The organism is Streptomyces sp. CA-111067 (assembly GCF_050956065.1).
In the GTDB taxonomy this organism is placed as follows: domain Bacteria; phylum Actinomycetota; class Actinomycetes; order Streptomycetales; family Streptomycetaceae; genus Actinacidiphila.
Genome location: NZ_CP192103.1, coordinates 2,245,439 through 2,257,483 on the forward strand (window position 1 = coordinate 2,245,439; position 12,045 = coordinate 2,257,483).

At 72.7% G+C, this 12,045-nt stretch carries 14 protein-coding genes; 9 read left to right on the forward strand and 5 right to left on the reverse strand.

Annotation, left to right across the window (positions count from 1 at the left end; all coding sequences use genetic code 11):
* Positions 1 to 35: 35 nt before the first annotated feature.
* Positions 36 to 464, reverse strand: a complete 429-nt coding sequence (locus ACQPW6_RS09775) for an organic hydroperoxide resistance protein (protein ID WP_433889172.1) — start codon at positions 462 to 464, stop codon at positions 36 to 38.
* Between the two features lie 64 nt (positions 465 to 528).
* Entirely contained in the window at positions 529 to 1,560 is a 1,032-nt protein-coding gene (locus tag ACQPW6_RS09780; RefSeq protein ID WP_433889173.1) for an NADP-dependent oxidoreductase, read from the reverse strand.
* A gap of 78 nt (positions 1,561 to 1,638) precedes the next feature.
* Here ACQPW6_RS09780 and ACQPW6_RS09785 point away from each other — a divergent pair, with 78 nt between their 5' ends.
* A complete protein-coding gene (locus tag ACQPW6_RS09785) occupies positions 1,639 to 2,073 on the forward strand; it encodes a MarR family winged helix-turn-helix transcriptional regulator (protein WP_433889174.1) in 435 nt (144 codons plus the stop codon).
* Positions 2,074 to 2,146: 73 nt separating this feature from the next.
* Here the strand turns inward: ACQPW6_RS09785 and ACQPW6_RS09790 are convergent, their stop codons facing one another.
* Positions 2,147 to 2,860 (reverse strand): SCO2400 family protein, encoded by a 714-nt coding sequence (locus tag ACQPW6_RS09790; RefSeq protein WP_433889175.1) that lies wholly within the window; start codon positions 2,858 to 2,860, stop codon positions 2,147 to 2,149.
* A gap of 307 nt (positions 2,861 to 3,167) precedes the next feature.
* Between ACQPW6_RS09790 and efeU the strand changes: the two genes are divergently transcribed.
* The 5 genes from efeU (at position 3,168) to ACQPW6_RS09815 (ending at position 8,515) form a co-directional block, all read left to right on the forward strand.
* Positions 3,168 to 4,028 (forward strand): iron uptake transporter permease EfeU, encoded by an 861-nt coding sequence (gene efeU / locus ACQPW6_RS09795; RefSeq protein ID WP_433889176.1) that lies wholly within the window; start codon positions 3,168 to 3,170, stop codon positions 4,026 to 4,028.
* Positions 4,029 to 4,136: 108 nt separating this feature from the next.
* Entirely contained in the window at positions 4,137 to 5,318 is a 1,182-nt protein-coding gene (gene efeO / locus ACQPW6_RS09800; protein WP_433889177.1) for an iron uptake system protein EfeO, read from the forward strand.
* Positions 5,319 to 5,323: 5 nt separating this feature from the next.
* The gene (efeB, locus tag ACQPW6_RS09805; protein WP_433889178.1) at positions 5,324 to 6,655 is read left to right on the forward strand and encodes an iron uptake transporter deferrochelatase/peroxidase subunit; all 1,332 of its coding nucleotides are present in this window, start codon (positions 5,324 to 5,326) and stop codon (positions 6,653 to 6,655) included.
* A 136-nt stretch (positions 6,656 to 6,791) separates the two neighbouring features.
* Positions 6,792 to 7,598 carry an SDR family NAD(P)-dependent oxidoreductase gene (locus tag ACQPW6_RS09810; RefSeq protein WP_433889179.1) on the forward strand — a complete coding sequence of 269 codons (807 nt, stop codon included), beginning with the start codon at positions 6,792 to 6,794 and terminating at the stop codon, positions 7,596 to 7,598.
* Between the two features lie 77 nt (positions 7,599 to 7,675).
* The gene (locus ACQPW6_RS09815; protein ID WP_433889180.1) at positions 7,676 to 8,515 is read left to right on the forward strand and encodes a helix-turn-helix transcriptional regulator; all 840 of its coding nucleotides are present in this window, start codon (positions 7,676 to 7,678) and stop codon (positions 8,513 to 8,515) included.
* A gap of 34 nt (positions 8,516 to 8,549) precedes the next feature.
* Here ACQPW6_RS09815 and ACQPW6_RS09820 read toward each other — a convergent pair whose 3' ends face one another.
* Entirely contained in the window at positions 8,550 to 8,753 is a 204-nt protein-coding gene (locus ACQPW6_RS09820) for a hypothetical protein (RefSeq protein WP_433889181.1), read from the reverse strand.
* Between the two features lie 192 nt (positions 8,754 to 8,945).
* Here ACQPW6_RS09820 and ACQPW6_RS09825 point away from each other — a divergent pair, with 192 nt between their 5' ends.
* Positions 8,946 to 9,674, forward strand: a complete 729-nt coding sequence (locus ACQPW6_RS09825; RefSeq protein ID WP_433889182.1) for a peptidoglycan-binding protein — start codon at positions 8,946 to 8,948, stop codon at positions 9,672 to 9,674.
* Positions 9,675 to 9,723: 49 nt separating this feature from the next.
* On the opposite strand, the gene ACQPW6_RS09830 is transcribed toward ACQPW6_RS09825, so the two are convergent.
* On the reverse strand, positions 9,724 to 10,455 hold the full coding sequence (locus tag ACQPW6_RS09830; RefSeq protein WP_433889183.1) for an SDR family NAD(P)-dependent oxidoreductase: 732 nt from the start codon (positions 10,453 to 10,455) through the stop codon (positions 9,724 to 9,726).
* A gap of 98 nt (positions 10,456 to 10,553) precedes the next feature.
* Here ACQPW6_RS09830 and ACQPW6_RS09835 point away from each other — a divergent pair, with 98 nt between their 5' ends.
* Both ACQPW6_RS09835 and ACQPW6_RS09840 read left to right on the forward strand, forming a co-directional pair.
* Positions 10,554 to 10,982, forward strand: coding sequence for a MarR family winged helix-turn-helix transcriptional regulator (locus ACQPW6_RS09835; RefSeq protein WP_433889184.1), 429 nt, complete (start codon positions 10,554 to 10,556; stop codon positions 10,980 to 10,982).
* Between the two features lie 81 nt (positions 10,983 to 11,063).
* Positions 11,064 to 11,957, forward strand: a complete 894-nt coding sequence (locus ACQPW6_RS09840) for a helix-turn-helix domain-containing protein (protein WP_433889185.1) — start codon at positions 11,064 to 11,066, stop codon at positions 11,955 to 11,957.
* Positions 11,958 to 12,045 lie beyond the last annotated feature (88 nt).

Genomic DNA, 12,045 nt, shown 5'->3' on the forward strand with positions numbered 1-12,045 from the left:
CTTACCCAGCACCCTTGCGGCGGGTCGCCGGACGGTCAGACGACCGTCAGGTCCACCGTGATGTTGCCGCGGGTGGCGTTGGAGTACGGGCACACCTGGTGCGCCTTCTCGATCAGGTCCTGCGCCGTCGGCTCGTCCACGTTCGGGATCGAGACGGCCAGCTCGACCGTCAGGCCGAACCCGCCGGACGGGAGCTTGCCGATGCCGACCTTGGCGGTGACCCGGGAGCCGGAGATGTCGGCCTTGGCCTGCCGGGCGACGACGCCGAGCGCGCTCTGGAAACAGGCGCTGTAGCCGGCCGCGAACAGCTGCTCGGGGTTGGTCCCGGCGCCGCTGCCGCCCATCTCCTTCGGCGGGTTGACGACGACGTCGAGCTTGCCGTCGTCGCTGGCGACCCGGCCGTCCCGGCCGTTCTCGGCGGTGGCCACCGCGGTGTAGAGCACGTCCACGGGCTGAATGGTCATGAAGTGGTCCTCCTGTTGGCAGATCGTCGCGCCTGCAACATCTTGTTGAAAAACCGGCCGCCTGTCACTCCCCGAGTGCCACGACCATCTTTCCGGTGTTGTCGCCGCGCAGCATTCCGAGGAACGCCTCGACGCCGTTCTCGATTCCCGTCACCACCGTCTCGTCGTGCCGCAGCCGCCCCTCGCTGAGCCAGCCGCCGACCTCGCGGACGAACTCCGGGCGCAGGTCGAAGTGGTCGGTGACGATCATGCCGCGCAGGGTGAGCCGCTTGCCGATCGCCAGGCCGAGGTTGCGCGGCCCGGCCGGCGGCTCGGTCGAGTTGTACTGCGCGATGGCGCCGCACAGCACGGCCCGGCCGCCCCGGCGCAGCGCGCCGATCGCCGCCTCCAGGTGCTCGCCGCCGACGTTGTCGAAGTAGAGGTCGATGCCCTCGGGCGCGGCGGCCCTCAGCTGCTCGGCCACCGGGCCGTTCTTGTAGTTGAACGCGGCGTCGAAGCCGTACTCGCCGGTCAGCAGGGCCACCTTCTCGTCGGAGCCGGCGCTGCCGATCACCCGGGAGGCGCCCAGCAGCCGGGCGATCTGGCCGGCCTGGCTGCCGACCGCGCCCGCCGCGCCGGACACGAAGACGGTGTCGCCGGCCGCCAGCTCGCCGATCCGCAGCAGCCCGGCGTAGGCGGTGAGCCCGGTCGAGCCCAGGACGCCGAGGTACGCGGGCAGGTCCGCCTGCGCGGGGTCCACGACGACGGCCTGCCTGGCGTCCAGCTCCGCGTACTCCCGCCAGCCCAGGCCGTGCAGGACGTGGTCGCCGACCGCGACGCCCTCCGCGCCGGAGGCGACCACCCGGCCGACCGCGGCACCGTCCATCGGGCGGTTCAGCTCGTAGGGCGGGACGTAGGACTTCACGTCGTTCATCCGGCCGCGCATGTACGGGTCGACCGACAGGTACAGGTTGCGCACCAGGATCCGGCCGGGGCCCGGCTCGGCGGCCGGCTCGGTCTCGACCAGGGCGAAGTCGTCGGGCACCGGCCAGCCCTCGGGACGGGCGACCAGATGCCACTCGCGGCTCTTCGGCATCGGCTTCTTCTCCTTCACCATGGCAAATATTGAGGTTGTCAATTAACCATGAACCGCAATGTTTCATGTTGTCAAGCAACCACGGGTAGCCTGACCCGTATGACCCGACGACGACTCGATCCGCTGACCGCCGAGGTGGTCGATCTGTTCGGCTCGGTGGTCGCGCGCTTCCACCAGGAGTACGACGCGGCTGCCGCCGGCTTCGGGCTGACCGGCGCGCAGGCCCGGGTGCTCGCGCTGCTGAACCACGGGCCGATGCCGATGCGGCAGATCGCCCAGCGGCTGAAGTGCGAGCCGTCCAACGTCACCGGGATCGTGGACCGGCTGGAGGCGCAGGGCCTGGCCGAACGGCAGGCCGACCCCGCCGACCGGCGGATCAAGCTCGCGGCCGCCACGGCGGCCGGCCACGACGCGGCCGACCGGCTGCGCGACGCGCTGGACTTCGCCGGCGAACCGCTGGCCGGGCTGTCGGAGCAGGAGCGGACGCTGCTGCGGGATCTGCTGCGGCGGATGCTGGGGCCGGACGCGGGCTGACGAGGGCCCGGGCTGGACGTCAGCCGAGGCAGGAGTGCGGCTCAGCCAGCCGCGCGGCCACCCGCCCGTACCGCTACTGGCACCACCACAGCACCGGCTTGCACGTTCCGCTCGGTGTCGGGGACGGGCTGCTGCTCGGCGGCTTCGAGGTCGGCGGGCTGCTGTGCGGCGGGGCACCGGTGGTCGTACGGGTCGAGGTCGGCCCGGCGGCGGTGGTGGTCGGCGCCGGGTGCGACCCCGTGGGTCCGCCCGACGCGGGCGGCGCGGCGGTGTGCCGCGAGGGTGTCGCGGACGGCGAGCCGGAGCCACTGTCCGACGGTGACGCGCTGCCGGTGTGCCGCGGCCCGGGGGCGGGGGCGCCGGTGGAGCTCATGTCGAGCGAGGTCGGGGTGCCGGTGGGCGCGGGCGGCAGTTCCGCTATGCCGGGTGGCTGCGCCGGGGCGTCGGAGCCGCCGGAGAAGGCGGCCATCGTGAACAGCACGGCCGCGCCCGCCAGCGCCGTCCCGCCGATCCCGAGCACCAGCGCCCGCTGCTGCCGGGCCCGCCGGGAGCGTTTACGGCGCGGCTCGTGCGCCGAGAACGCCAGCGGATCGCCGTCGGCCGCCCCGTGCGACGCCCGCCGCGAAGACCGCGGCGACGCCTCGAAGTCGTCCGGCCGGGCCTCGACCAGCGGCAGTTGCTCGGTGACGGCCTCCCCAGGAGGCGTGGACCGGTCCGCAACCGTGCCGCAGTCCGGGCACGAGTAGGCGCCGTTGAGCGGGCGCCGGCAGGCGAGGCAGAAGTCCATGGCGGTTGGACCCTACGGGACGTCCGCGCGGTGGCGCACCCCGCCGGCCGGCCGGTGCCGGCAACCGCCACGAAAAAGTAAAGAGATAGTCAAGTCCCGGCGATTTATCTCCCCTTGGCGCCCCTTTCGCCCCCGTATGCGGGATGCGGGCGGCTTGACGTGGGACCGGGGCGGAACGTTCTAATTAGGCTGACCTAACCAAGGGCAGGCTTAGCTAATGGCCGTCCCGCGGCCCACGACAGCCCCGACGGCCCACCCGGCCCCGACAACAGCGCTCCGGCAGCACTCCGGCAGGCAGAGGACCCTCATGCTCCCCACGTTCGTCATCGGACTCCGAGAAGGGCTGGAGGCGGCGCTCATCGTGGGCATCATCGCGTCCTTCCTCGCCCAGCAGGGACGCCGCGACGCACTGCGCAAGGTGTGGATCGGCGTCGGGATCGCGGTGGCGATCTGCGTGGCCGTCGCCGTCGCGCTGCAGATCCTGTCGAGCGACCTGCCGCAGAAGCAGCAGGAGCAGCTGGAGACGGTGGTCGGCGCGATCGCCGTGGTGATGGTCAGCTACATGGTGCTGTGGATGCGCCGGCACTCGCGCGACCTGCGCAAGGACCTGGAGGGCGCGGCCGGCCGCGCCCTGGCCGCCGGTTCCGCCTCGGCGCTGGTCGTGATGGCGTTCCTGTCCGTGCTGCGCGAGGGCTTCGAGACGTCGGTCTTCCTGCTCGCCACCTTCAACGCCAGCGACAACGCCTGGCTCGGCGGCACCGGCGCGGCGCTGGGCGTCGTGCTCGCCGCCGGCATCGGCTACGGCATCTTCAAGGGCGGCCTGCGGATCAACCTCTCCCGGTTCTTCCGGATCACCGGCCTGGTGCTGATCCTGGTCGCGGCCGGCCTGGTGTCCACCGCGCTGATGACCGCGTACGAGGGCGGCTGGCTCGACCAGGGCTCGCAGGCGTTCGACCTGTCCTGGCTGGTGCGGCCCGGCACCCCGCTGTCCTCGGTGGTCACCGGCGTGCTCGGCATCCAGCCGTACCCGAACTGGGCGATGGTCATCGGCTGGCTCGTCTACGCCGTCCCGATGATGGCCGTCGTGCTGTGGCCGGCCCGCCGCAAGGCGCCGGCGGCCAAGCCCCGTACCGCCCCCGAACCCGCGCGGACCGCGGAAGCCGGCTGACCGGCCCCCGTACCCGTACCGTCCCCGCGCCCCAGCCCCGCCCCGCCCCGTTCCCCGTACGACCCGTCTTCCGCCGCGCCCGCGCGCGGGAAAGCCCTAGGAGTCCCCGTGAAGTCCCCTGCCACCAACCGCCGCGTCCTGGCCTGCGCCGCGACCGTGATCTCCGCGGGCCTGCTGCTGACCGCCTGCGGCGGTGACAAGAGCGACTCCAAGGGATCCGGCGCCGCGGACGCGAAGAACGCCGGCAGCAAGACGACGGACGTGTCGGTCACCGTCAGCAACAAGGACTGCGCCCCCACCCCGGCCACGGCCCCGGCGGGACCGGTGAAGTTCACCGTCAAGAACAAGAACTCGGCGAAGGTCACCGAGGCCGAGGTGCTCGACGGCGGCAAGATGCTCGGCGAGAAGGAGAACCTGACGCCGGGCCTGTCCGGCGACTTCACCCTCACCCTGGACGCGGGCAGCTACGAGGTCTACTGCCCCGGCGCCGACACCGACAAGACCAAGTTCACCGTCACCGGCGCGGCCAAGAAGAGCTGGAAGGACGACCCGGCGCTGGTCACCGCGACCCAGAGCTACGCGACCTGGATCACCGGCGAGGTCAAGGAACTGGTGTCCAGCACCGCCGAGTTCACCGCCGCGGTCAAGAGCGGCGACATGGACAAGGCGCGGACGCTGTACGGCAAGGCGCGGATCCACTACGAGCGGGTCGAGCCCACCGCGGAGATCTGGGGCGACATCGACGGCCGGATCGACGGCCGCGCCGACGACGCCGCCACCCCGGCCGACTTCACCGGCTTCCACCGGATCGAGCAGGCCATCTGGGAGAAGAAGTCGCTCACCGGCATGGACAAGCTGGCCGACCAGCTCAACACCGACGTGGCCGACCTCTACAGCAAGGTGCAGACGGTCGAGTACCAGCCCGCGGAGATCGCCAACGGCGCCACCGACCTGGTCAACGAGATCCAGTCGTCCAAGATCACCGGCGAGGAGGAGCGGTACTCGCACATCGACCTGCTCGACTTCGACGGCAACCTGGCCGGCGCCAACGAGGCCGTCAGCGTGCTGCTGCCGGTGCTGAAGACCAAGGACGCGGCGCTGGTGAGCACGCTGGCCACCCGCTACCAGCAGACCGCGGACGCGCTGAAGAAGTACGAGGCCACGCCCGGCTACGAGAGCACCGGCTACGTGGACTACAGCAAGGTGGGCAAGGACGCGCGGCGTACGCTGTCGCAGTCCGTCGACGCCTACGCCGAGGCCGTCTCCAAGATCGCCGGAAAGATCGCCTGACCATCGTGAACGACACTCCCGACATCACCCCAGAACAGCCCGAGCCGGCCCGGCGCGGGGACGGACCACCGGCCCCCGTCAGCAGGCGGCGGCTGCTCGGCGTGGTCGGTGCCGGGGCGGCCGTGGCCGGCGCCGCAATCGGGGCGGGTGGCGCCGTGCTGGCCGGCAGCGACGACCGGAAGTCCGGCTCCGAGGGTTCGGGTACCGACACCGGCTCGGTCGCCGCGTCCACCGTGGCGTTCCACGACGACCACCAGGCCGGCATCGCCACGCCGTCCCAGGACCGGCTGTGCTTCGCCACGTTCGACGTGACGTCCACCGCGAGCCGGGCCGACCTGGCCGACCTGCTGAAGACCTGGACGGCGGCGGCCGAGGCGATGACGCTCGGCAAGCCGGTGCCCGGCGACGTCGGCGACCTCAACACCCCGCCGGACGACACCGGGGAGGCGGTCGGGCTGACCCCCGGCCGGCTGACCGTCACCATCGGCTACGGGCCCTCGCTGTTCGACGGCCGGTTCGGGCTGGCCGGTCGCCGGCCGTCGGCGCTGAAGAAGCTCCCCGAGCTGCCCGGTGAGAACCTCGACCCGGACAACTCCGACGGCGACCTGTGCGTCCAGGCGTGCGCGGACGACCCGCAGGTGGCCTTCCACGCGATACGCAACCTGCGCCGGCTCGGCTTCGGCACGGTGGTGCCGCGCTGGATGGAGCTGGGCTTCGGCCGCACCTCGTCCACCACCCCGCAGCAGGCCACCCCGCGCAACCTGATGGGCTTCAAGGACGGCACCCGCAACATCGACTCGACCGACGCCGGGCTGATGGGGCAGCACGTCTGGATCGGCGAGGAGGAGCCGCAGCGCTGGGCGCGCGGCGGCTCGTACCTGGTCAGCCGCAAGATCAAGATGCGGATGGAGCAGTGGGACCGGGACCGGCTCGGCGACCAGCAGAACGTCTTCGGCCGCTACAAGGGCAGCGGCGCCCCGCTGACCGGCCACCAGGAGAAGGACGCGCCGGACTTCGCGGCCAAGGACGGCTCGGAGTACGTGATCCCGGCCGACTCGCACATCCGGCTGGCCGCGCACGAGAACAACAACGGGCTGCGGATCCTGCGCCGCGGCTTCTCGTACACCGACGGGATCGACCCGGAGACCGGGGACCTGCTGGGCGGGCTGTTCTTCATCGCGTTCATGAAGCGGCCCGACCAGTTCATCACCTTGCAGCGGTCGCTGGGCGCGCACGACGCGCTCAACGAGTACATCCAGCACATCGGGAGCGGGGTGTTCGTGTCGCCGCCGGGGCTCGCGGCGGGGCAGGACTGGGGGAAGCAGCTCTTCGGCTGAGGCGGGGGCTCCCGGGTGCCAGAGGGGGATCGGCGATCCCTGGTTGAGGTGGGCCTTCATCCGGTGCGGCGGCGCGCGCAGGCTGGTGGGTGCCAGGGGATCCGCCCCTGGCACGTGAACCGCCAGGAGCCGTCAGATGACCGACCGGACCGACACCGCGAACGCCACCGCCTCCCCCCGTCCCGGCACCGGCCGGATCGCCCTGGTCACCGGGGCCAACCGGGGCCTGGGCCGCAGCACCGCGCTGCGGCTCGCCGAGGACGGCGTGGACCTGCTGATCACCTACCGCTCGCACGCCGACGAGGCCCGGGCCGTGGTGGACGCGGCCGCGGCGCTCGGCCGCACCGCGCACGCCTTCCAGCTCGACACCGGACGGGTCGAGGACTTCGCGCCCTTCGCCGAAGAGCTGCGCGCGGTGCTCAAGGACAGCTGGGACCGGGAGGACTTCGACTTCCTGGTCAACAACGCGGGCGGCGGCCTGTCGCGCCCCTTCACCGAGACGACGGTGGAGAGCTTCGACGAGCTGATGAACGTCCATGTGCGCGGGGTGTACTTCCTCACCCAGACGCTGGCCCCGCTGATCGCCGACGGCGGCCGGATCATCAACCTGTCGAGCGGGCTCGCCCGCTTCACCACCCCCGGCTTCTCGGCGTACGCGGCCATGAAGGGCGCGGTCGAGGTGCTGACCCGGTACCTGGCCAAGGAGCTCGGCGGGCGCGGGATCACCGCGAACATCGTGGCGCCGGGTCCGGTGGCCACCGACTTCGGCGGCGGCGCCGTCCGCGACAACGCGCAGATGCGCGGCTTCCTGGAGAGCCAGACCGCGCTCGGCCGGGTCGGCGAGGCGGCGGACATCGGCGGGGTGATCTCCGCGCTGCTGTCGGAGCGGACCGGCTGGATCAACGGGCAGCGGATCGAGGCGTCGGGCGGGATGCTGCTCTGACGCCCCGGGCTGACCGGTGCCGGGGGCCGGCCGGCGGCGTGATCTGCGAGCGGGACCCGGCGAGGGAGACTGGAGCCATGGACCGAGCACAACTGGCCGACTTCCTGCGCACCCGGCGGGAGGCCCTGCAACCCGAGGACGTCGGGCTGCCGCGCGGCCCGCGGCGGCGGACCCGGGGTCTGCGCCGCGAGGAGATCGCCGCGCTGAGCGGGATGTCGAGCGACTACTACACCCGGATCGAGCAGTCCCGCGGCCCGCAGCCGTCCGAGCCGATGCTCGCCGCCATCGCGCAGGGCCTGCATCTGAGCCTGGACGAGCGGGACCACCTCTTCCGGCTGGCCGGCCACAGCACCCCGCGGCGCAGCCCGCGCACCGACCACGTCAGTCCGGGCCTGATGCGGATCCTGGACCGGCTGGCCGACACCCCGGCGCAGGTGATCAACGGCCTCGCGGAGGCGCTGATGCAGACCGGCCCGGCGACGGCGCTGCTCGGCAAGGACACCGAGCGGACCGGCCCGGACCGCAGCTTCATCTACCGCTGGTTCACCGATCCCGACGCGCGGCTGCTCTACCCCGAGGAGGACCACCGCCTGCACAGCCGGCTGTTCGCCTCGGACCTGCGCACCGCCAACTCCCGGCAGGGCCCCGACTCCCCCGCGGCGCGGATGGCCGCCACGCTGACGGAGCTGAGCCCGGAGTTCGCCGAGCTGTGGAGCGCCCACGAGGTGGGCCTGCACCGGGACGGCACCAAGCGGATCAGGCACCCGCAGCTGGGCATCCTGGAGCTGCACTGCCAGTCGCTCTACGACATGGACCAAGCCCAGGCGCTGCTCGTCTTCACCGCGACCCCGGGCACGGAGTCGTACGAGAAGCTCCAGCTGCTGCCGGCGGTGGGCGAGCGCGCCCCCGGCACCTGACCAGCGGCGCCCCGTCAGGACCGCAGGCCGGGTCTCAGGCCCACACGTCGGGGCCGGCGACCCGCCACTCGACCAGGTCGGGGCGGGCCAGATCGGCCTCGGTGACGTCGTCGAGGCCGGCCCGGCGCAGGAACTCGATCACGTCGGCGGCCGACCGGGCCAGCCCGGCGTCCTGGCCGCGGATCGTGACGCGGCGCCCGCCGGGGCCTGGCGGGTGCACGATCACCGATGCGTCCATGCCACCCAGCCTGCGCCGTTTCCGCCGCCGGCGCACACCGAACGCGCGCACTGGCCGGCCGGACGCGCCGGGTAGGACTCGAACTCATTTCGGTTTGCCGTGACCGCAGCGGCCTCACCCGGACGGCTGGCACGCTGGCGCGGTATATGGCCGCAGCAGAGGGCGCATGATCGGCAACCAGGAGTGATCGGCATGACTCGCACCATGTACGACGGAGTCACCCCGTCGAGCATCCCCACGTCCGCGACGATGGTCGCCGGCTACGTGGACGGGCACTACGCCAATCTCACCGCCCTGCGCAAGCGATTCCCCGAGGCGACGCTCGTCCAGATCGCCGTGTCCTGGAAGACCCGCGGCCACGTCCTGGACGTCGAGAAGGGTGACGCGACGCCGGCCGAGGCGGTGAAGTGGTGCACCCACACGATGGCCGACAAGGCCAACGGCGAGCTGACCGTGTACTGCAACACCTCGGCATGGCCGCAGGTGAAGGCCGCCTTCACGTCCGCCGGCGTCACCCAGCCCCAGTACTGGATCGCGCACTGGGACGGCAGCCCGGAGATCCCGGCCGGCGCGGTCGCCAAGCAGTACCGCAACACCCCCGGCTACGACGTCTCCGCGGTGGCCGCCCACTGGCCGGGCGTGGACTCCACGTCCCCGCCCAAACCGCCCGCTTACGAGCCGTTCCCTGGCGCCGCCTGGTTCACCGTGGGCCGCAAGTCCCCGATCGTCGCGGCGATGCACACCCGCCTGGTCGCGGAGGGCTGCAACCACTACCAGTCCACGGCGAACAAGGACGTGATCGGCAGCGGCGACATCGCCTCCTACGAGGCCTGGCAGCGCAAGTGCGGCTACACGGGCGCGGCGGCGAAGTGGCCCCCCGGCAAGTCCAGCTGGGACAAACTCCACGTCCCCAACGTCTGACCGCCGCTGTCGGCGGGCCGCCACCCCGGCAGCGGACCCTCTCGGCTGCTCAGATGAAGCCGCCGGCCGCATGGATGGTCTGCGCGGTGATCCAGCGGGCCTCGTCCGAGGCCAGGAAGGCGGCGATGTCCGCGATGTCGGCGGGCTCGCCGAGCCGGCCGAGCGGCGTACCGGCCTCGGCCTCGGCGACCACCTGCGGCGGCACGCTGCTGAGGACGTCCGTCCTGGTCAGCCCGGGCAGGATGCTGTTCACCGTGACCGACCTCGGGCCCAGCTCCCAGGCCAGGGTGCGGGCGAGCTGATCGCCCGCCGCCTTGGCCGCGGCGAGCAGCGCCCTGCCGGGCAGCGGCGCGACGGTCAGGGCGGAGGAGATCACGATGATCCGTCCGTGGTCGCGGATGCGGCGCGCGGATTCGCGCAGGGCGGCGAAGGTGCTGCGTACGTTGGCGGCGAAGTGCAGTTCGAAGTCCTCGTCGGTGGCCCCGGCGAGCGGCCCGCCGGTGGCCGTGCCGGCGTTGTTCACCCACACGTCGACCCGGCCGTAGCGCTCCTCGGCGGCGTCGAACAGCTCCTTGGCGGCGGTGGCCCGGGTGATGTCGGTGGGCACGGCGGTGGCCTGCCCGCCCGCCTTCGCTATCCGCGCGACGACCTGGGCCGCGGCCTCCTCCCCGCGTGAGCCGATGACGACCCGCATCCCGGCCCCGGCGAGGCGTTCGCTGATCGCCCGCCCGATTCCGCGCGAACCCCCGGTGACGACCGCGACCCGTTCCTCTGCGTGCATGACGACTCCCCCTTGGGACATTGGCAGATCCTGTGGATGGTCCACAACATCTACTATTTAGTCGAGGGTGTCAACTGTCCAGATGGTAGGTTGTCCCCATGGCGACCGCACCCGACGACGAACTCGCCGAGAGCCTGGTCCACCTCTTCCGCGAGATGGACGGCCTGTTCAGCACGGTGAGCCGGGAAGCGGGCCTGACCCCGCAGCAGGCCCAACTGCTGTGCCACGCCCAGCACACCCGGCCGTCCTTCACCGAGCTCGCGGCCCTGCTGCACTGCGACAAGACCAACATCACCGGCCTGGTGGACCGCCTCCAGCGACGCGACCTGCTGACCCGCCGACCCGATCCGCACGATCGCCGCATCACCCGCGTCCACCTCACCCCCGAGGGTGAGACCCTCACGACCGCCTTCCAGCAGTCCGTGAACGCGGCGGTCGCGACCCGCTTCACCGCCTGGCCCGCGGCCCGCCGCGCCACCCTGACCCAGGCGCTGACCGGCGCCACGTCGGCCCTGCGCGGCGACTGACCGGGCAGGCCGGGGCGCGAGCGGTAGCCCTACCCCGGCAGGGTGAGGCGCGGGGGCGGGTGGGTGCGCATACTCGGGGGCATGGACGAGCACGGGCAACTCGCGGATTTTCTGCTGGCGCGGCGGAGTCAGCTGCGGCCGGAGGACGTCGGGCTGCGGACCTACGGGGAGCGGCGGCGGGTACCGGGGCTGCGGCGGGAGGAGCTCGCCATGCTCGCGGGGATCAGCGCGCCCTACTACACGCGGCTTGAGCAGGGGCAGTCGCGGAACGCCTCGCCGGAGGTGCTGGACGCGCTGGCCGGGGCGCTGCGGCTGGACGAGTCCGAGCGGGCGCATCTGCACGCTCTGGCCCACGCGCCGAGGAAGGCCCGGGGCGCGGCGCGGCCGCGGCCCGAGCGGGTCGGTGCGGCGACCCGCGCGCTGCTCGCGGCCATCGACGGCACTCCCGCCATCGTCATCGGGCGGCGCAGCGACGTGCTGGCCTGGAACGGGCAGGGGCACGCGCTGTTCGCCGGGCATCTGGACCCGGCGGGGCCGGACGATCCGGGGCGGCGGCCGAACATGGCCCGGCTGGTGTTCCTCGACGCGCACACCCGTGACCTGTACGCGGACTGGCCCGCGAAGGCCAAGGCCGTCGTGGGCAACCTGCGGCTGACCGCCGGACGGCACCCCGGCGATCCTCTGCTGGCCGCACTGATCGGCGAACTGACCATGCGCAGCCCGGAGTTCGCCACCATGTGGGCCGACCACCGGATCGTGGCCTGCGACACCGCCGACTACGAGATGCGGCACCCGCTGGTCGGCACCCTGACCGTCACCCAGCAGACGCTGCAGAGCCCGCAGGGCGACGGCCCGGCCATCGTGGTGGCCACCGCTGAGCCCGGCTCGCCCTCCGCGGCCGCCCTGGCGCTGCTCGCCCACGCCACCACGGCCGGTGAGCCGCAGCCCCGCGGCGCCGACAGCCCCACCGTCTGACCCACCCGCCCGAACCACCCGCCCGAACTCCGGCGCGCGCCCGACCGAAGGCGCCGCGCCGCGGCCCCGGCATGCCCGGAGAACCCCC